Below are 18,376 nucleotides of genomic sequence, written 5' to 3'. Positions count from 1 at the left end.
CCCTCAACCCATTCCGCCATCGATGCGGATAACCTGCCCGGTGGTATAACTGGAGGCATCGGACGCCAACCACAGCAACGTGTTCGCCACTTCTTCAGGCAAACCCGGGCGTTTTAATTCGCAACGCGCCATTTGCCGTGCCATAACTTCTTCTGAGAGTGCGGCTGTCATTGCTGTACTAATCACGCCTGGCGCGATGGCGTTAACTCGCACGCCCTGCGGGCCGAGCTCAGCAGACAGTGTTTTGGTGGCTGCAATCCACGCGGCTTTTGCGCTGGCATAAGCCAATTGACCCGGATTTCCGTCAAGGGCAGAGATACTGGAAATATTGATAATGCTGCCCTTTTTCTGGCGCAGCATGATACGGGCAATATATTGCGTAAAAGCGATTTGCGAGAAGAAGTTGATAGTAAACGTCTTTTGCAACTGTTCGAGCGTGACCATCTGGAAATTGGCATCAAAATTAGCACCAGCCACATTGACCAAAATATCTACCTTTTTTTTGGTCTTCTGAATGGTCATTGCGGCTTGTTTTATTGCCTCGTTATCCTGCAGGTCGAAATAGATCGGAATGATTTCCGCCTGATATTTCTCGCTAATTTCTGTGATGAAATCAGTAAAGGCAGGCTCGGGGGCCTGGCAGCAAGCAAATACTGTCGCACCCGAACGGGCGAAGGTTTCCAGCGTAGCTTTACCGATACCCTGCAAACACCCTGTGATCACAGCCGTTTTTGCGTGAAGCATCATCACTTAGCCCTGAATTTCTACATCGTATTTTTTCAGGATCTCTTTGCCCTTTTCCCATGACGCGAATTCAATGATGTCATCTGTGTCCATCATGATGTCAAAGGCATCTTCAAGTGATGCAATCATGGTCATATGACCGACGGAATCCCAGGATGGGGTATCCTGATATTTATAGCCAACCAAAATATCTTCTGGTACTTCAAAGGTTTCAGTGAAGATACGGTTATAAGTTTCCAAATTTGACATCATTTTTCTCCAGGATGGCGAGGAAATTTTTAATAGCTAAATGTGTTAGGCGACCGGGTTATAGCCAAAAAGGGAAGGCTATTTTGGGCGCCAGAAAATAGGGTCTACTTAAATACTTTATTATCCATATTCGGACGAATCGCCCGCGCCGGATTACCCATCACAATCATTGCGGGTGCGATGTCGTTAAAAACGGCGGCTCCCATACTGACAATAGTGTCATCACCAATGGATGTGGTTTCACGGATAACGGCGTTCATACCAATAAAGACGCGTTCGCCGATCCTGCATTTACCCGCAAGATTGGCATAAGAAGAGATAATGGAGTCCTGCCCTATATGGCAATCGTGTCCCAGGCTGGCATTAGGCTGAAGATGCACATTATTGCTAATGACGGTGTCGCAAGAGATGAAGGCACCATAGCTGATTACGCATCCCTCTCCGAGGGTACAGGAGGCGCTCAGGCGGGCACCGGGATGAACAAGCGTGGCCAACCTGAACCCGCTCTCAATGACCCGTTGTGCCAGAGTGTGACGCAATGAGGGTTCGCCTACGGCGATGACGATTTCATATTCGTCGGGTATCAGCGCGTGCAGGGGGGCAACGGGACAGCCGTTCATTTGATCGGCCCGGGGATTATCCTCGATAAAACATAAAGCATCCCAGCGCAATTCCGTAGCGTTTATCTCTTGTGCCAGTTCAAGCACTTCTCTGCCGAGGCCACCTGCGCCATAAATTGCCAGTTTCATCTTATCCCCAACGCCTTAAGGCTGAGTGAGCCTCGCCGCAACCTTGCTCTCTGACTGCCAGGATGCCTGAATTAATACTTTGGGCCTAATATAAACCAGGCGCGAGACCTTTCAGGGAAGGAATAGCCGTCATTTTTTCTCGTTAATTAGCGGATTGGAAAAGGCGGGTTTTTCTTCAATAAATCCTGTGCTGGCATTAGGTTTGTAAGAGATATATTAAAGCGAGACGTAACAAAACAGACGGGTTTATTGGAAGCGGAATTCAGCTTTAGCGACAAATTGCTGCCAGAATTGTTACTGAAAAATTAGAATAGCTATATACAACAATGGTTTACTATCTTGGTATATCTTTATTACTCTAAATAACCCCTCATTTCACCCACTATTCATCCAATTGAACGCCCTGCAGAATCGGATAATCATGCCGATAACTCAATTAACGCAGGGCTGTTTATCGTGAATTCACTCTATACCGCTGAAGGTGTAATGGATAAACACTCGCTGTGGCAGCGTTATGTACCACTAGTGCGTCACGAAGCATTGCGCCTACAGGTGCGGTTGCCGGCGAGCGTGGAACTGGACGATCTGCTACAGGCGGGCGGTATCGGGTTATTGAATGCAGTTGACCGGTACGACGCTCTGCAAGGAACGGCATTTACTACTTACGCAGTACAGCGTATTCGTGGTGCGATGCTGGACGAACTGCGCAGCCGGGACTGGGTGCCGCGCAGCGTCCGACGTAACGCACGCGAAGTGGCGCAGGCGATGGGACAGCTGGAACAGGAGCTTGGACGTAACGCAACCGAAACCGAAGTGGCGGAGCGTCTGGGTATTGCTGTTGTCGAATATCGCCAGATGTTGCTCGATACCAATAATAGCCAACTCTTCTCTTATGACGAGTGGCGTGAAGAGCATGGCGATAGCATCGAGCTCGTGACTGAAGATCATCAGCAGGAAAACCCGTTACACCAATTACTTGAAGGCAATTTACGCCAGCGCGTAATGGAAGCGATAGAAGCTTTACCGGAACGTGAGCAATTGGTGTTGACGCTCTATTACCAGGAAGAGCTCAATCTCAAAGAGATTGGCGCGGTACTGGAAGTCGGGGAGTCACGGGTAAGTCAGCTGCACAGTCAGGCCATTAAACGCTTACGTACCAAACTGGGTAAGTTATAGGTGATTCATTTCATCCGAAAAGTGCCGCACAACGTATTGACAACCAGGAGTTATCATGACGGTGCAGCAATCTAAAAGACGGCCTTTAAGCCGCTATCTGAAAGACTTTAAACACAGCCAGACGCATTGCGCCCATTGCCATAAATTGCTCGACCGCATCACGCTGGTTCGTCGCGGTGAGATCGTGAACAAGATTGCGATTTCCCGCCTCGATACCTTGATGGACGAAGCCGCGTGGCAAGAAGAGCAGAAAGAGTGGGTGGCGTTATGTCGTTTCTGCGGCGATCTTCACTGCAAAGAACAGAGCGACTTTTTTGATATTATCGGCTTCAAACAGTTCCTGTTTGAGCAAACCGAGATGAGCCACGGCACGGTCCGCGAATATGTCGTGCGCCTGCGTCGTCTTGGCCAGCATCTGACCACACAAGCGATTTCTCGCGATCTGCTGAAGAGCGGTTTACTGGATGAAAATCTGGAGCCGTGGCTGCCCGTCACCAGCACCAACAACTACCGAATTGCGCTGCGTAAATATGCACAGTTTAAGGCGCAAATGCCGGCGGTGCAGAAGCAGAAAGTCCTCCTCGAGACAACTTCTGATATATATTAAAAATGAATAACATGTAGCGCAGTCGTGTTTGACCTGTGGGCCAAACGCCCTACACTACAGTCAAAATTCCACTATATCGGGGTACTTATGAAATTAGCACTTCTGGGTCGTCAGGCGCTGATGGGTGTTATGGCCGTGGCGCTGGTTGCGGGTATGAGTGTCAAAACCTTCGCCGCCGAAGGTCTGTTAAATAAAGTCAAAGAGCGCGGTACGCTGTTGGTTGGGCTGGAAGGTACTTATCCTCCGTTTAGCTTCCAGGGTGACGACGGTAAACTGACCGGGTTTGAAGTGGAGTTTGCCGAGGAGCTGGCGAAGCATCTCGGGGTCAAAGCCTCGCTGAAGCCGACCAAGTGGGACGGGATGCTGGCATCGCTGGACTCTAAACGTATCGACGTGGTGATAAACCAGGTCACCATCTCTGACGAGCGTAAGAAGAAGTATGACTTCTCGACGCCTTATACCGTCTCAGGTATTCAGGCGCTGGTGAAGAAAGGGAATGAAGGCAGCATCAAAACCGCCGCCGACCTGAAAGGCAAGAAAGTGGGGGTTGGTCTGGGCACTAACTATGAAGAGTGGCTGCGCCAGAACGTACAGGGCGTGGATATCCGCACTTATGATGATGACCCGACTAAATACCAGGATCTGCGCGTAGGCCGTATCGACGCCATCCTTGTTGACCGTCTTGCTGCGCTGGATCTGGTGAAGAAAACCAAAGACACCCTGGCAGTGGCCGGTGACGCGTTCTCCCGTCAGGAATCCGGTGTTGCCGTGCGTAAAGACAATGAAGACCTCGTGAAAGCCATCGATGGCGCGATTGCCGATATGCAGAAAGATGGCACGCTGAAGAAACTCTCTGAGAAGTGGTTCGGCGCAGACGTCACCCAATAAGTATTTGCTCAGAAAAAGGCGCTTATTCAGCGCCTTTTTTATTTCCTGCCGATCTACGTGCATAATAAATAATAACAGATTAAACAGACCCGCCGGGGGAATCCATGTCATTGCAAAACTTAACGCGTTATCCGCGTCTGGAATTTATTGGCGCACCGACGCCGCTCGAATATCTACCTCGCTTATCGGATTACCTGGGCCGCGACATACTGATCAAACGGGACGATGTGACTCCAATGGCAATGGGCGGTAATAAACTGCGCAAACTGGAGTTTCTGGCCGCTGAAGCCCTGCGTGAGGGGGCCGATACGCTCATCACCGCCGGCGCTATTCAGTCGAACCACGTCCGTCAGACCGCGGCCGTCGCCGCGAAGCTGGGACTACACTGTGTGGCCTTGCTGGAAAATCCGATTGGCACCCGCGCGGAAAACTATCTCACCAACGGCAACCGCCTGCTGCTCGACCTGTTTAATGTGCAGATTGAAATGTGCGATGCCCTGCACGACCCTGTCACGCAGCTTGATGAACTGGCCACCCGCGTTGAAGCGCAGGGGTTCCGACCTTATGTCATTCCCGTTGGCGGATCAAACGCACTGGGCGCGCTGGGCTATGTGGAGAGCGCGCTGGAAATTGCCCAGCAGTGTGAAGGTGCGGTAGGGATTTCGTCGGTAGTGGTGGCCTCGGGTAGCGCGGGCACGCATGCCGGGCTGGCGGTAGGGCTGGAACAGCTTATGCCGCAGGTTGAGCTCATTGGCGTGACGGTCTCGCGCAGCATTGCGGATCAAAAACCGAAAGTGGTCACGCTGCAACAGGCGGTGGCGCAAGCGCTGGAAGTCACGGCCAGCGCGGACATCACGCTCTGGGATGACTACTTTGCGCCAGGCTATGGCACGCCGAATGATGAGGGGATGGAAGCCGTCAAACTGCTGGCGCGCCTGGAAGGTATCCTGCTCGACCCGGTCTATACGGGCAAAGCCATGGCAGGGCTTATCGATGGGATTAGCCAGAAACGCTTTAAGGATGAAGGGCCTATTTTGTTTGTCCATACTGGCGGAGCGCCGGCTCTTTTTGCCTACCATCCTCATGTTTAACTGCGGGTAGAAAAATTCGAATGCAAGAAAGTATCCAACTGGTTATCGACTCCTTGCCCTTCTTGCTCAAAGGGGCGGTATTTACGCTGCAACTGAGTATCGGCGGCATGTTCTTTGGGTTGCTGCTGGGCTTTATACTGGCGTTGATGCGCATGTCATCGATTCTGCCGGTGCGCTGGCTGGCGCGTTTTTACATCTCAGTCTTCCGCGGCACGCCGCTGATTGCCCAGCTGTTTATGATCTATTACGGTCTCCCGCAGTTTGGTATTGAGCTGGATCCCATCCCGGCGGCCATGATTGGGTTATCGCTTAACACGGCGGCATATACTTCTGAAACACTCCGTGCCGCCATTTCGTCTATTGATAAAGGGCAGTGGGAAGCCGCAGCCAGTATCGGGATGACGCCGTGGCAGACGCTGCGCAGGGCGATTTTACCGCAGGCGGCGCGCGTAGCATTACCGCCGCTTAGCAACAGTTTTATTAGCCTGGTGAAGGATACGTCGCTGGCGGCCACGATTCAGGTGCCGGAACTGTTCCGTCAGGCGCAGCTGATTACGTCGCGTACGCTGGAGGTATTCACCATGTATCTGGCGGCCTCTCTGATTTACTGGGTGATGGCGACGGTTCTCTCCGCGCTGCAAAATTACTTTGAAAACCAGCTGAACCGCCAGGAGCGTGATCCGAAATGAGTGCTATCGAAGTCAAAAACCTGGTTAAAAAATTCCACGGTCAAACGGTACTGCATGGTATCGATCTGGAGGTGCAGCAGGGCGAAGTGGTGGCCATTATCGGCCCCAGCGGCTCAGGTAAAACTACCTTACTGCGCAGCATAAACCTGCTGGAGCAGCCAGAAGGCGGCACCATCCGGGTAGGGGATATCACTATTGATACCGGTAAACCCATGGGGCAACAGAAGGGGCTAATTCGCCGTCTGCGCCAGCATGTGGGTTTCGTCTTCCAGAGCTTCAATCTGTTCCCTCATCGCACGGTGCTGGAGAACATCATAGAAGGGCCGGTTATCGTAAAAGGTGAGCCGAAAGAGGAGGCGACAACCCGCGCCCGCGAACTGCTGGCCAAGGTGGGACTATCAGGGAAAGAGACCAGTTATCCGCGCCGTCTCTCCGGCGGGCAGCAGCAACGCGTGGCTATTGCCCGCGCGCTGGCAATGCGCCCGGAGGTGATTCTGTTTGATGAACCCACATCCGCACTCGACCCAGAGCTGGTGGGGGAGGTATTAAATACCATCCGTCAACTGGCTCAGGAGAAGCGCACGCTGGTGATTGTGACCCATGAGATGAGCTTTGCCCGTGACGTGGCGGACCGGGCTATCTTTATGGATCAGGGGCGTATTGTTGAGCAAGGGCCGGCAAAAGCGTTATTCGCCGATCCGCAACAGCCGCGTACCCGACAGTTCCTGGAAAAATTCCTTCTTCAGTAGAATCTTTGTTCTTTTTTGCTCCAGAAACATTATCTGGAGCAAATAATTCCCCCTGAAAGTCTTTACATATATTGTTTTATTCTGTCTGAATTGCTGTAACCACATAAATTCTGTACAAATTTCCCTTGTGGTCGATATTTTACACATATAAATAAGATTTATGTGTTAGTTTAATCAATCCATAATAATGATTATCTTTTACAGGGGCTTCATTCCGTAAGTATGAAGGATTCAGACTTTTTCACATGGCGACGGGATTGCTATCTTCGGTTTCAGGAAATGACTTCGGCCGATCAGGTATATTCCGAACTTCTGCGACAAACACAGGCACTAGAGTTCGATTATTTTTCGCTTTGTGTCCGTCATCCCGTGCCGTTTACCCGGCCTAAACTCTCATTGCAGAGTAATTATCCGGCGCAATGGCTATCGCATTATCAGGCGGAGAATTATTTCGCCATCGATCCGGTACTCAAACCAGAGAATTTTGTGCACGGCCATCTTCCCTGGAATGACGCGCTGTTTGCCGATGCGCAACCCCTATGGGATGGCGCACGGGAGCATGGGCTGCGCAGGGGAATTACCCAGTGCCTGATGTTACCGAATCATGCGCTCGGTTTTCTGTCCGTCTCCAGCACGGTGCAAGGCATTAATAGATTCAGCAAAGAAGAGCTGGAGTTGCGTCTGCAAATGCTGGTGCAGATGGCGCTGACCACCCTGTTGCGTCTGGAACATGAAATGGTGATGCCGCCAGAGATGAAATTCAGCAAGCGCGAGAAAGAGATTCTGAAATGGACGGCGGAAGGAAAAACCTCAGCAGAAATAGCGATTATTCTCTCTATTTCTGAAAATACGGTGAACTTCCATCAGAAGAATATGCAGAAGAAGTTCAATGCGCCAAACAAAACGCAGATAGCCTGTTATGCGGCGGCGACGGGCATTATCTGACGCGTTCTGACGTTCTGCGTGCCAGACGAAAAAACGGCTGAATGCAATGCGTTCAGCCGTTTTTGTTTTTACTGACGGTAAGCTTGTTTAATCTGCTTAACCGTGCTGGAAAATACGTCGGCCTGAGCCTGGTCTTCCATTTGCGCGATCTGCTTTTCCATCTTAAGGATCACACGACCCGCATCAGCCTGGCCCATTGCCTGAAGCATCAGGGTCAGAAGGGATTTCAGACAGGAGACTTCCTGCGCCAGTTCCTGGTTATTTTCCGCAGTGGCGAAATCAGGTGTGCTCATTCATTTTCCTCATTATAAAAACGGCGCATACGCGCTTAGACCTTAGTTAAGGCGGCGGAGTATACCACAAGCTTGACAAAAAAATGCAGCGGTTGTTTTTTGTACTTTTGGCATGCGGTTTAATTGAATAAACAATCAATAAGCATAAACTTCATCTTGCTTTTACTGACAATTAACATATACCGCCAGTTTTAATGCAGTTAATTATTGTTACAAAAATTTGAAAATTATATTGGTGAACGCAACCCCGCCTGAACAATTGTAACCTTCTGAAAAAAGGGAGCTAAAATTTAGCGACAAGCGTTGAAGTGCCTTCTTATCGTTTCCAGTTACTGTATAGGTTAATTTCCAAAAATTTGTTCGGTATCGCTTATCTGCATTTTTAACGTTTTAAAGTTGAGGTAAAAAACGGTAATATATACGACATTAGCATTCCATAGCGTTATCCCTATTCTGGAGACTTTCCATTGATCAACGTCCTTCTTGTTGATGACCACGAACTGGTGCGCGCAGGGATACGACGCATTCTGGAAGATATTAAGGGTATTAAAGTTGCCGGTGAGGCCTGCTGCGGTGAAGACGCCGTAAAATGGTGCCGCGCCAATACCGCCGATGTTGTCCTGATGGATATGAATATGCCTGGGATCGGCGGGCTTGAAGCAACCCGAAAAATCGCCCGCGCCTTTGTAGACACCAAAGTCATTATGCTGACGGTGCATACCGAGAACCCCCTTCCTGCGCGTGTTATGCAGGCAGGTGCTGCAGGTTATTTAAGCAAAGGCGCTGCGCCGCAAGAGGTGGTCAACGCCATTCGCTCTGTTCACGCCGGACAGCGCTATATTGCCTCTGACATTGCGCAACAGATGGCGCTAAGCCAGATTGAGCCAGAAAAGACCGAATCACCCTTTGCCAGTTTGTCTGAGCGCGAATTGCAGATTATGCTGATGATAACCAAAGGCCAGAAGGTGAATGAGATTTCCGAGCAGCTTAATCTCAGCCCGAAAACGGTGAACAGCTACCGCTATCGTATGTTCAGTAAACTGAACATTCATGGTGATGTCGAACTCACTCACCTGGCCATTCGCCATGGTCTGTGTAATGCAGAGACCTTAACCAGTCAGTGAGTGATGTGTTTGAATCCAGTGCATTTCTGAAAACCGTGACCAGCCAGCCCGGCGTTTACCGGATGTACGATGCTGGCGGTACGGTTATCTATGTCGGTAAAGCGAAGGACCTTAAAAAGCGTCTTTCCAGCTATTTCCGTAGCAATCTTGCGTCCCGTAAAACGGAAGCGCTCGTCGCGCAAATCCAGCAAATTGACGTAACCGTCACCCATACGGAGACGGAAGCGCTGCTGCTTGAACATAACTACATCAAGCTCTATCAACCTCGCTACAACGTACTGCTGCGCGACGACAAATCCTATCCGTTTATTTTCCTCAGCGGCGACACTCACCCGCGCCTGGCGATGCACCGCGGTGCAAAGCATGCGAAAGGGGAGTATTTCGGTCCGTTCCCGAATGGTTACGCAGTGCGTGAAACGCTCGCTTTGCTGCAAAAAATCTTCCCGGTTCGCCAGTGCGAAAACAGCGTCTACCGTAACCGCTCGCGCCCGTGTCTGCAATATCAGATTGGTCGCTGCCTGGGGCCCTGCGTCGCCGGGCTGGTCAGCGAAGAGGAGTATGCGCAGCAGGTGGAGTACGTGCGGCTGTTCCTGGCCGGTAAAGATGACCAGGTGCTCACGCAGCTTATTGAGCGGATGGAAAAAGCGAGCCAGGCGCTGGCCTTCGAAGAGGCAGGGCGCATTCGCGATCAGATTCAGGCCGTGCGCCGGGTCACAGAGAAGCAGTTCGTCTCCAATAATGGTGACGATCTGGATGTTATTGGCGTGTCGTTTGATGCGGGCATGGCCTGCGTCCACGTGCTGTTTATTCGTCAGGGTAAAGTGCTGGGCAGCCGGAGTTACTTCCCAAAAGTACCGGGTGGCACCGAGCTGGGTGAAGTGGTCGAAACCTTTGTCGGGCAGTTCTATCTGCAGGGAAGCCAGATGCGTACGCTCCCCTCGGAAATCTTACTCGATTTCAACCTTACCGATAAAACGCTGTTAGCAGAGTCGCTCTCTGAGCTGGCCGGGCGTCGCGTAAATGTGCAGACCCGTCCACGCGGCGATCGGGCCCGTTATCTTAAGCTGGCACGAACCAACGCGGCCACGGCGCTGACCACCAAACTGTCACAGCAATCTACAGTTCATCAGCGTCTTGCCGCGCTGGCGACGGTGTTGAAATTGCCGGAAGTGAAACGCATGGAGTGTTTCGACATCAGCCACACCATGGGCGAGCAGACCGTCGCATCCTGTGTGGTCTTTGATGCCAACGGCCCTCTGCGCGCAGAATATCGCCGCTACAATATTACTGGCATCACTCCGGGTGATGATTACGCTGCCATGAATCAGGTCCTGCGCCGCCGCTACGGTAAAGCGATTGAAGAGAGCAAGATCCCGGATGTTATCTTGATTGACGGTGGCAAGGGGCAGCTAGGCCAGGCGAAAACGGTGTTTGCCGAACTGGACGTCAGCTGGGATAAGCATCATCCTCTGCTGCTGGGTGTCGCCAAAGGTACCGATCGCAAGGCGGGCCTGGAGACGCTATTCCTGGAGCCGGAAGGGGAGGGATTCAGCTTGCCGCCGGACTCACCGGCGCTGCACGTCATCCAGCACATTCGCGATGAGTCGCACGATCATGCGATCGGTGGTCACCGTAAAAAGCGGGCGAAGGTCAAAAATACCAGTACGCTGGAGACCATTGAGGGCGTTGGGCCAAAACGTCGCCAGATGTTGTTGAAATATATGGGCGGATTGCAAGGTTTACTCAACGCCAGCGTTGAGGAAATTGCAAAAGTGCCGGGTATTTCGCAAGCGTTGGCAGAAAAGATCTACTACTCGTTGAAACATTGAGGGCTCTGTAGCAACATAGAGCTAATATTTACTGCCAACAAACAGTTACCGTCACTATGCGATTAAATATTCCAACGCTACTCACGCTTTTTCGTGTCGTACTTATCCCGTTCTTTGTAGTGGCGTTTTATCTGCCCTTCATCTGGGCGCCATTCGCATGTGCACTTATTTTTCTTGTCGCCGCCGTCACCGACTGGTTTGACGGCTATCTGGCGCGCCGCTGGAATCAGAGCACCCGCTTCGGCGCGTTCCTTGACCCGGTGGCTGATAAAGTGATGGTCGCCATTGCAATGGTGCTGGTCGCCGAGCACTATCACAGCTGGTGGGTGACCTTGCCAGCCGCAACCATGATTGCCCGCGAGATTATCATCTCGGCGTTGCGTGAGTGGATGGCTGAGATGGGCAAGCGCAGCAGCGTGGCGGTCTCCTGGATTGGCAAAGTGAAAACCACTGCGCAAATGGCCTCGCTGGTCTGGATGCTGTGGCGTCCGAACGCCTGGGTAGAGTGGGCCGGCATCGGTCTGCTGTGGGTGGCAGCGGTGCTCACGCTCTGGTCTATGTTGCAGTATTTGAACGCCGCACGTGGCGATTTGCTTGAACAGTGATCGTTTCGCCGTAATTTTCAGCAAACGAACAATGCTGATGAAAATTAACGTTGACTCAAAACGTCATATAAGTAGAATGCAACGCATCGAACGGCGGCACAGCTAGCCAGTCGATAGCAAAATCAAGTGATTAGCGAATGACTTGATGATTGCGGGAATAGCTCAGTTGGTAGAGCACGACCTTGCCAAGGTCGGGGTCGCGAGTTCGAGTCTCGTTTCCCGCTCCAAATTAAGTGCATCGGCAGTTGCGGATGCCGTCGAAAGACAGAAGATTTAAGGCGCGTTAGCAAAGCGGTTATGTAGCGGATTGCAAATCCGTCTAGTCCGGTTCGACTCCGGAACGCGCCTCCACTTTCTTCACGAGCCCGGATGGTGGAATCGGTAGACACAAGGGATTTAAAATCCCTCGGCGTTCGCGCTGTGCGAGTTCAAGTCTCGCTCCGGGTACCATGGGATACAAAGAATAATCAAAGCAATAAGCAGTGTCGTGAAACCACCTCCGGGTGGTTTTTTTGTTTTTGTTACACCCCACCCAGATACGCTTTTCTCACCTCCGGGTCCCCTAACAGCGCCTCACCGCTGCCGCTCAGGCGAATCTGCCCGTTAACCATTACATAGCCGCGATCGGACAACTTCAGGGCATGGTGCGCATTCTGTTCAACCAGGAAGATTGTCATCCCGTTGCGGGCCAGCTCGCGCAGCGTCTGGAATATCTGTTTCACCACGATAGGGGCGAGGCCGAGGCTGGGCTCGTCCAGCAGCAACAATTTGGGACGGCTCATTAACGCCCGGGCGATGGCCAGCATCTGCTGTTCGCCGCCGGACATGGTCATGGCCCGCTGCCTACGCCGCTCTTTCAGGCGCGGGAAGAGGTCAAACATGCTTTGCAGATCCTCGGCCGCATACTGATTCCCCACCGGAATGGTGCCCATCAGCAGGTTCTCTTCAACGGTCATATCCGGAAAGATCCGCCGTCCTTCCGGTGCCTGAGCGATGCCGCCCGACGCAACGTAGTGTGTAGATTTATGGCTGATATCCTCGCCACAAAAGAGGATCTGCCCCTGACGAATACGCGGCTGGCCAAAGATGGACATCAACAGCGTCGACTTTCCGGCGCCGTTCGCGCCTATCAGCGCCACGGTCTCCCCCGCATTAACCTGCAGCGACACCTGCCTTAACGCCTGAATCGCGCCGTAGAAAACGTCGACTTCCCGAAACTCCAGCATCGGCAGGCTCATAGATTCACCTCGGATTCATCGGTGCCCAGATACGCAGCAATCACTTTTTCATCATGCTGTATCTGGTCAGGTTTCCCCTGGGCAATCACATCTCCATGGTCCAGAACAATAATATGATCGGAGATCTCCATCACCATCCCCATATCATGCTCAATCAACAGGACCGTAATGTGGTGATGGTCGCGCAAAAAGCGAATAATTTTGCTCAGCGCACGGGTTTCCACCGGGTTTAACCCGGCAGCGGGTTCATCCAGACAGATGAGTTCCGGGCCGGTGCACATGGCGCGGGCGATCTCCAGGCGCCGCTGCTGGCCGTAAGACATCTCGCCCGCCAGCCGGTTAGCGCAATCCACCAAATCCACCACCTCCAGCCAGTAAAAGGCCCGGTCCAGCGCCTGGCTCTCTGCCCGGCGGTAAGCAGGGGTATTGAGCACCCCCGCCAGAAGATTGCGGTTAACGCGCATATGCTGCGCGACCAGCAGGTTCTCTACCACTGACATTTCCCGAAACAGGCGAATATTTTGAAAGGTACGCGCCAGTCCGGCGCGGTTGACCAGATGGGTACCACCAAACATTTTAAAGAACAGCCGTTGCCCCAACTGGGCCGGGTTGATCCAGTCGCCGGGCTGGAACTTCTGCCCCAGCACCTGAATCACATTGGTGGATCTCTGGCGGGTATGAAAGAGAATGCTCCCGCCCGACGCTTTATAAAAACCGGTGAGGCAGTTAAACACGGTGGTTTTTCCGGCGCCGTTGGGGCCGATAAGCGCGGTAATGGATCCGCGCTGCACCTCGAGATTCACGTCATTAAGCGCCTTGATACCACCAAAGTGCATCATCAGGTGCTCCACGTTCAGTATGGTCCCGTTCATGGTGCTACTCCCTTGCGCGGGGCGTAACCGCTGCGGTTGATGCGAATCAGGCCCCGTGGCCGCCAGATCATCATCACCACCATCAGCATGCCAAACAGCAAGACGCGATATTCGGCGAAGCTGCGCAGCAGTTCAGGGGTGACGGTCAGAACAAATGCCGCCAGCACCACACCCAGCGTCGATCCCATCCCACCCAGCACAACAATGGCGAGAATCAGTGCCGACTCAAAGAAGGTAAAGGAGGTGGGGTTGACGAAACCCTGATAGGTGGCGAAAAACACCCCTGCGATCCCGGCAGTCGAGGCGCCGAGCGTAAAGGCAGACAATTTCACCAGCACGTGATTCAACCCCATCGCGCGGCAGGCCACCTCATCTTCGCGCAGCGCTTCCCACGCCCGGCCAATTGGCATGCGGGTCAGCCGATGCTTGACGTACAGAACCAGCATCACCACCAGTATGAGGACGGCATAAATAAAGATGAACTTCAGATTGGGGTTATAGGTGAGGTGGAAAAACTCGTGAAATGGAACGCCGCCATCCTTTGCACGCCGTCCGAACTCCAGGCCAAACAGGGTCGGAGGCGGGGCAGATATACCGTTTGGTCCGCCGGTAAAGCTGAGCCAGTTGTTGAGGATAAGCCGGATAATCTCCCCGAAGCCGAGCGTCACGATGGCGAGATAGTCACCGTGCATCCGCAGTACCGGGAAACCGAGCAGCGCGCCGGCCGCGGCCGCCATCAGCGCCGCCAGCGGCAGCATCGTCCAGAATCCCAGACCCAGATATTGATACCCCAGCGCCAGGCCATAAGCGCCGATGGCGTAAAATGCCACGTAGCCCAGGTCCAGTAGTCCCGCCAGCCCGACCACAATGTTCAGCCCCAGCCCCAACAGGACGTAGATCAACCCAAGGATCGCCACCGTCAGCAGGTACTTGGTTGCGATAAAGGGAAAGCAGAGGGCCAGGGCCAGCAGCAGGGGGATTATCCAGCGCAGGCGGCTTTTATACCCCGGCGGGCGAACATAGACCCCGGCGTTGTCGGTGTCGAAGCGCGCTAACAGGCGCTTGCCGGCGGCGGTCATCAGAAAGGCGCTCAGTAAAAATCGTCCCAGCACCACGGTCGCCACAATCCATGCCAGCCGCCGTCCTTCAAAATTAAAGCTGTAGCCATCCAGCACCACGCCGACGATGGGGCCAAAAATAATCAGGGCAATCATACCTGCCAGCAGGCTATCCAGCAGACAGCGCTTCAGTGAGAAATCACCAGCCATTGTTCGTCCCTCACACCTTAGCCACAACTGGGCGGCCGAGCAGTCCCTGAGGACGGAAAATCAGGATCACCACCAGCAAGCCAAACGAGAAGACATCTTTGTAGTCGGAGTTCACCATCCCTGAAAACTGCGCTTCAGCAATCCCAAGAATGAGTCCGCCGAGCATCGCTCCGGGCAGCGAGCCAATCCCCCCCAGCACGGCGGCGGTGAAGGCTTTTATCCCAATCACGAAGCCGGCATAGAAATCAAAGGTGCCGTAGTTCATGGTGATCAATACCCCTGCCAGGCCGGCCATCGCGGCGCCAATCACAAACACCAGCGATATGATGCGGTCGGTATTGATACCCAAAATCGAGGCCATCTTACGATCCTGTTGCACCGCCCGGCACATCCTGCCCAGCCGGGTATGGGCGATGATCCAGGTTAACAGCGCCATGCCGGCAAACGAGGCGATCAAAATAAACACTTTGGTATAGGTGATCTGCACAAAGCCTTCGCCAATATGGAAACGCAGGACCCCGTCCAGCATGGTAGGGACCCCTTGCTGGCGCGGCCCCTGGCTAAGCTGGGCATAGTTTTGCAGGATCAATGACATCCCGATGGCAGAGATCAGGGGTGCCAGCCGGGTAGAGTTACGTAGCGGCTTATAGGCAATGCGTTCGATGGTCCAGCCATATACCCCCGTGACCACAATGGTGAAAACCAGCGTGCCGAGGATCAACAAAGGAAAGGACTCCAGCCCAAAGAAGGCGAGGAGGGCGAGACCGATAGCGCAAAGATAGGCGGAGATCATATACACCTCGCCGTGGGCGAAGTTGATCATGCCGATAATGCCGTAAACCATGGTATAGCCGATGGCGATTAATCCGTAGACCGAACCCAGCGTCAGGCCATTGACCAGCTGTTGCAAAAAGAATGTACTCATCATCGCGCGCTCGTGTGTCAGGCCGCAGGGAGTGCGGCCCTCTGGTTATCGTGCGTCGGCAGAGGTTCCTGCCGACGATGAGCGTGACGCCGTCCCGTTACGGCACTTCCTGGTATTTGCCTTTATCGTCCCACTGGTAGACCACGTAGTCAGAGACCTTCAGGTCGCCTTTCTCGTCCCAGGCCTTTTTACCCATGACCGTTTCCACCGGGTTCGCTTTCAGCCAGGCGCTGGCTTTGGCCGAGTCGGGACCACCGCTGGCCTTAAAGGCGGCGGCAATGGCCTGAATAGAGGCATAGGCGTAGAGGGTGTATCCCTCAGGTTCAAATTTGGCGGTACGGAACTTCTCGATAACCGCTTTGCCATCCGGAATAAGACGCGGATCTTTGCCAAAGGTCATATAGATGCCATTGGTATACTGCGCGCCACCGGCAGCGGTAACCATCTCCTCATTCACAATACAGTCGCCGGAGAAGAATTTGGCCTGAACCCCTTGCTCGCGCATCTGGCGCACCAGCGGCCCGGCCTCAGGATGACAGCCGCCAAAGAAGACAACGTCTGGCTTTTGCGCGCCAATTTTGGTGACCAGCGCGTTGAAATCTTTCTCACCGCGCGACAGCCCTTCGTACATCACATCCTTCACGCCGCGTTTCGCCAGCGCGGCCTTTGTCGCATCCGCCAGCCCCTGTCCGTAGGTATCTTTGTCGTGAATGATCACCACGCGTTTGGCTTTCAACTTATCGATGATGAAGTCACTCGCCACCTGACCCTGCTGGTCATCGCGCCCGCACATGCGGAACATATCGCTCATGCCGCGTTCAGTTATGAGTGGGTTGGTAGAGCCGGGGGTGATGGCGATGATGCCGGCATCGCTATATACCTCGGAGGCCGGCATGGTCGATGAAGAGCAGAAATGGCCGACCACGGCCTTCACTTTATCCTGATCGACGAGGCGGTTAGCCACGGCAACGGCCTGTTTGGGTTCACAGGCATCATCCCCCTGTACCAGCTTAATCTTCTCGCCGTTGATCCCCCCTGCGGCATTGATATCTTCGGCGGCCTGGGTTGCGCCGTGCCAGTATTGGTCGCCATAGGTTGCGTTCGGGCCGGTAAAGGGCCCGGCCACACCGATAACGATATCTGCCTGGGCGGAAAATGCCGTCACCAGACAACCTGCCAACACCAGCGAAAGAGGACTTCTGATTAGTTTCAGCGACATTATGATGTACCTTTTCTGAGCGGTTTTTGCGCAACCCTGTGTAGCCGAACGCCGGATGGCGCACCCAATACCAACACATTAATGAGAACACAAAGCTCTGAACGACAGACCAGCAAGGCTCTGCTTATGACGGCGAGGTTTCCTGAGGCGAGATCGCCGCGAGGAAAAAATAAGCAAAATTGTTGCCAGGTCGTAAACCCATCGTCTGGGTTCCGACAATTCTAAGTATAGAGCGCCGTTTTACGCCGCCTGAGGCGGCGAGGTGAAATTCCAGCGGGGATCACATCCCATTAACATGAATGCCCGTAAGTTGTGCAACGGTCACGATTTGGGGCCCTGTTAGCCAGGCAAGGTCGTGCGCCCGTAGTGGGGCGTTATGTGTTACGATCGAGGGAATACATTTTTATTCAGGAGTAGCGCAATCATGTCCGAAGGCCCATTAAATGCATCCGAAATGGAGTGGCTGGAAGAGACGTTAATGGCTTATGGTCATGACGACGAATCGATTATGGACGTCTCAGAGCTCGACGGTATGCTGACTGCCGTGCTCTCCGGCCCGGTAGTGGTTGAACCGGATCGCTGGCTGGTGGCCGTATGGGGCGGTGAGAAGAACATTCCACGCTGGAAAAATGAGCGCGAAATGAACCGTTTCATTAACCTCAGCTTTAAGCACATGAACGACATTGCTGAACGGCTGAGCGACTATCCGGATCAGTTTGAGCCGATGTTTGGTTTTAACGAGATGGATGGGCAGGAGTATACCGTGGTGGAAGAGTGGTGCTTCGGCTATATGCGCGGCGTGGCACTCACCGACTGGTCAACCCTGCCAGAAACGCTGAAAGCCGATCTGGATCTTATTGCTCTGCACGGCTCAGAAGAGAACTTCTCCCGTCTGGATGAGATGACCGAAGAGGCGTTCCACGAAAGCGTAGCGCAGATTCGCCCGGCGGCGCTGCGTCTGTATGCGTACTGGGCAGCGAATCCGCAGCAGCCAGTAAGCCAGCAGCCGGTGATTAATGGCACCAAAGTCGGGCGTAACGATCCCTGTCCGTGTGGCAGCGGTAAGAAGTTTAAAAGCTGCTGCTTACATTAATAAAGAGGGCTCATCACAATGAG

20 protein-coding genes, 3 tRNA genes and 1 pseudogene are annotated in these 18,376 nt (G+C 53.2%); 14 read left to right on the top strand and 10 right to left on the bottom strand.

The features are described from left to right. Nucleotides 1-3 precede the first annotated feature (3 nt). The 3 genes from B3B59_RS13470 to B3B59_RS13460 form a co-directional block, all read right to left on the bottom strand. Nucleotides 4-747, bottom strand: coding sequence for an SDR family NAD(P)-dependent oxidoreductase (locus B3B59_RS13470; protein WP_046884868.1), 744 nt, complete (start codon nucleotides 745-747; stop codon nucleotides 4-6). Nucleotides 748-750: 3 nt separating this feature from the next. Then, nucleotides 751-993 (bottom strand): hypothetical protein, encoded by a 243-nt coding sequence (locus tag B3B59_RS13465; RefSeq protein WP_046884869.1) that lies wholly within the window; start codon nucleotides 991-993, stop codon nucleotides 751-753. 104 nt (nucleotides 994-1,097) lie between these two features. Continuing rightward, nucleotides 1,098-1,742 carry an acetyltransferase gene (locus tag B3B59_RS13460; RefSeq protein WP_286809256.1) on the bottom strand — a complete coding sequence of 215 codons (645 nt, stop codon included), beginning with the start codon at nucleotides 1,740-1,742 and terminating at the stop codon, nucleotides 1,098-1,100. Between the two features lie 456 nt (nucleotides 1,743-2,198). Here B3B59_RS13460 and fliA point away from each other — a divergent pair, with 456 nt between their 5' ends. From fliA to sdiA, 7 genes are all read left to right on the top strand, one after another. Next, nucleotides 2,199-2,918 (top strand): RNA polymerase sigma factor FliA, encoded by a 720-nt coding sequence (gene fliA, locus B3B59_RS13455; RefSeq protein ID WP_286809254.1) that lies wholly within the window; start codon nucleotides 2,199-2,201, stop codon nucleotides 2,916-2,918. 55 nt (nucleotides 2,919-2,973) lie between these two features. Then, on the top strand, nucleotides 2,974-3,525 hold the full coding sequence (fliZ, locus tag B3B59_RS13450; protein WP_046884871.1) for a flagella biosynthesis regulatory protein FliZ: 552 nt from the start codon (nucleotides 2,974-2,976) through the stop codon (nucleotides 3,523-3,525). 87 nt (nucleotides 3,526-3,612) lie between these two features. Next, nucleotides 3,613-4,413: a cystine ABC transporter substrate-binding protein gene (gene tcyJ / locus B3B59_RS13445; RefSeq protein ID WP_046884872.1), complete on the top strand. Its 801-nt coding sequence runs from the start codon at nucleotides 3,613-3,615 to the stop codon at nucleotides 4,411-4,413. A gap of 104 nt (nucleotides 4,414-4,517) precedes the next feature. After that, complete coding sequence (gene dcyD / locus B3B59_RS13440; protein WP_046884873.1) at nucleotides 4,518-5,504, top strand: D-cysteine desulfhydrase; 987 nt, start codon at nucleotides 4,518-4,520, stop codon at nucleotides 5,502-5,504. 20 nt (nucleotides 5,505-5,524) lie between these two features. Next, nucleotides 5,525-6,193: a cystine ABC transporter permease gene (gene tcyL / locus B3B59_RS13435; RefSeq protein WP_046884874.1), complete on the top strand. Its 669-nt coding sequence runs from the start codon at nucleotides 5,525-5,527 to the stop codon at nucleotides 6,191-6,193. After that, the gene (gene tcyN, locus B3B59_RS13430; protein WP_207291998.1) at nucleotides 6,190-6,942 is read left to right on the top strand and encodes an L-cystine ABC transporter ATP-binding protein TcyN; all 753 of its coding nucleotides are present in this window, start codon (nucleotides 6,190-6,192) and stop codon (nucleotides 6,940-6,942) included. Before tcyL ends, tcyN begins: the two co-directional genes overlap by 4 nt. Before the next feature lie 222 nt (nucleotides 6,943-7,164). Beyond that, on the top strand, nucleotides 7,165-7,887 hold the full coding sequence (gene sdiA, locus B3B59_RS13425; RefSeq protein ID WP_040075050.1) for a transcriptional regulator SdiA: 723 nt from the start codon (nucleotides 7,165-7,167) through the stop codon (nucleotides 7,885-7,887). Between the two features lie 68 nt (nucleotides 7,888-7,955). On the opposite strand, the gene B3B59_RS13420 is transcribed toward sdiA, so the two are convergent. Both B3B59_RS13420 and B3B59_RS20550 read right to left on the bottom strand, forming a co-directional pair. Then, complete coding sequence (locus B3B59_RS13420) at nucleotides 7,956-8,180, bottom strand: DUF2594 family protein (RefSeq protein WP_040075051.1); 225 nt, start codon at nucleotides 8,178-8,180, stop codon at nucleotides 7,956-7,958. 35 nt (nucleotides 8,181-8,215) lie between these two features. Continuing rightward, nucleotides 8,216-8,287 (bottom strand): annotated as a pseudogene (locus tag B3B59_RS20550) (hypothetical protein); the annotation flags it as partial. Nucleotides 8,288-8,647: 360 nt separating this feature from the next. Here B3B59_RS20550 and uvrY point away from each other — a divergent pair. From uvrY to B3B59_RS13390, 6 genes are all read left to right on the top strand, one after another. Continuing rightward, nucleotides 8,648-9,304 carry a UvrY/SirA/GacA family response regulator transcription factor gene (uvrY, locus tag B3B59_RS13415; protein ID WP_040075052.1) on the top strand — a complete coding sequence of 219 codons (657 nt, stop codon included), beginning with the start codon at nucleotides 8,648-8,650 and terminating at the stop codon, nucleotides 9,302-9,304. Further along, complete coding sequence (gene uvrC / locus B3B59_RS13410; RefSeq protein ID WP_040075054.1) at nucleotides 9,301-11,133, top strand: excinuclease ABC subunit UvrC; 1,833 nt, start codon at nucleotides 9,301-9,303, stop codon at nucleotides 11,131-11,133. The genes uvrY and uvrC overlap by 4 nt, the downstream gene beginning before the upstream one ends. A 56-nt stretch (nucleotides 11,134-11,189) precedes the next feature. Beyond that, entirely contained in the window at nucleotides 11,190-11,738 is a 549-nt protein-coding gene (gene pgsA, locus B3B59_RS13405; RefSeq protein ID WP_040075055.1) for a CDP-diacylglycerol--glycerol-3-phosphate 3-phosphatidyltransferase, read from the top strand. A 151-nt stretch (nucleotides 11,739-11,889) separates the two neighbouring features. After that, a tRNA-Gly gene (locus tag B3B59_RS13400) sits at nucleotides 11,890-11,965 on the top strand. A gap of 50 nt (nucleotides 11,966-12,015) precedes the next feature. Further along, a tRNA-Cys gene (locus tag B3B59_RS13395) sits at nucleotides 12,016-12,089 on the top strand. 12 nt (nucleotides 12,090-12,101) lie between these two features. Further along, a tRNA-Leu gene (locus B3B59_RS13390) sits at nucleotides 12,102-12,188 on the top strand. Nucleotides 12,189-12,259: 71 nt separating this feature from the next. On the opposite strand, the gene B3B59_RS13385 is transcribed toward B3B59_RS13390, so the two are convergent. The 5 genes from B3B59_RS13385 to B3B59_RS13365 form a co-directional block, all read right to left on the bottom strand. Continuing rightward, a complete protein-coding gene (locus B3B59_RS13385; protein ID WP_040075056.1) occupies nucleotides 12,260-12,976 on the bottom strand; it encodes an ABC transporter ATP-binding protein in 717 nt (238 codons plus the stop codon). Beyond that, nucleotides 12,973-13,848, bottom strand: coding sequence for an ATP-binding cassette domain-containing protein (locus B3B59_RS13380; RefSeq protein WP_286809251.1), 876 nt, complete (start codon nucleotides 13,846-13,848; stop codon nucleotides 12,973-12,975). Before B3B59_RS13380 ends, B3B59_RS13385 begins: the two co-directional genes overlap by 4 nt. Beyond that, nucleotides 13,845-15,116 carry a high-affinity branched-chain amino acid ABC transporter permease LivM gene (gene livM / locus B3B59_RS13375; RefSeq protein ID WP_286809249.1) on the bottom strand — a complete coding sequence of 424 codons (1,272 nt, stop codon included), beginning with the start codon at nucleotides 15,114-15,116 and terminating at the stop codon, nucleotides 13,845-13,847. Before livM ends, B3B59_RS13380 begins: the two co-directional genes overlap by 4 nt. Before the next feature lie 10 nt (nucleotides 15,117-15,126). Beyond that, on the bottom strand, nucleotides 15,127-16,041 hold the full coding sequence (locus tag B3B59_RS13370; protein WP_040078459.1) for an ABC transporter permease subunit: 915 nt from the start codon (nucleotides 16,039-16,041) through the stop codon (nucleotides 15,127-15,129). A 97-nt stretch (nucleotides 16,042-16,138) separates the two neighbouring features. After that, nucleotides 16,139-17,260: a branched-chain amino acid ABC transporter substrate-binding protein gene (locus B3B59_RS13365; RefSeq protein ID WP_046885068.1), complete on the bottom strand. Its 1,122-nt coding sequence runs from the start codon at nucleotides 17,258-17,260 to the stop codon at nucleotides 16,139-16,141. A gap of 424 nt (nucleotides 17,261-17,684) precedes the next feature. Between B3B59_RS13365 and B3B59_RS13360 the strand changes: the two genes are divergently transcribed. Then, complete coding sequence (locus B3B59_RS13360) at nucleotides 17,685-18,353, top strand: YecA family protein (protein ID WP_046885069.1); 669 nt, start codon at nucleotides 17,685-17,687, stop codon at nucleotides 18,351-18,353. Nucleotides 18,354-18,376: the final 23 nt, after the last annotated feature.

The organism is Leclercia sp. UBA2479, assembly GCF_002341985.1.
Taxonomy (GTDB): Bacteria; Pseudomonadota; Gammaproteobacteria; order Enterobacterales; family Enterobacteriaceae; genus Enterobacter; species Enterobacter pneumoniae.
Note: the sequence above shows the minus strand (reverse complement) of the source record. Positions and strands in the feature narration are given on the sequence as shown.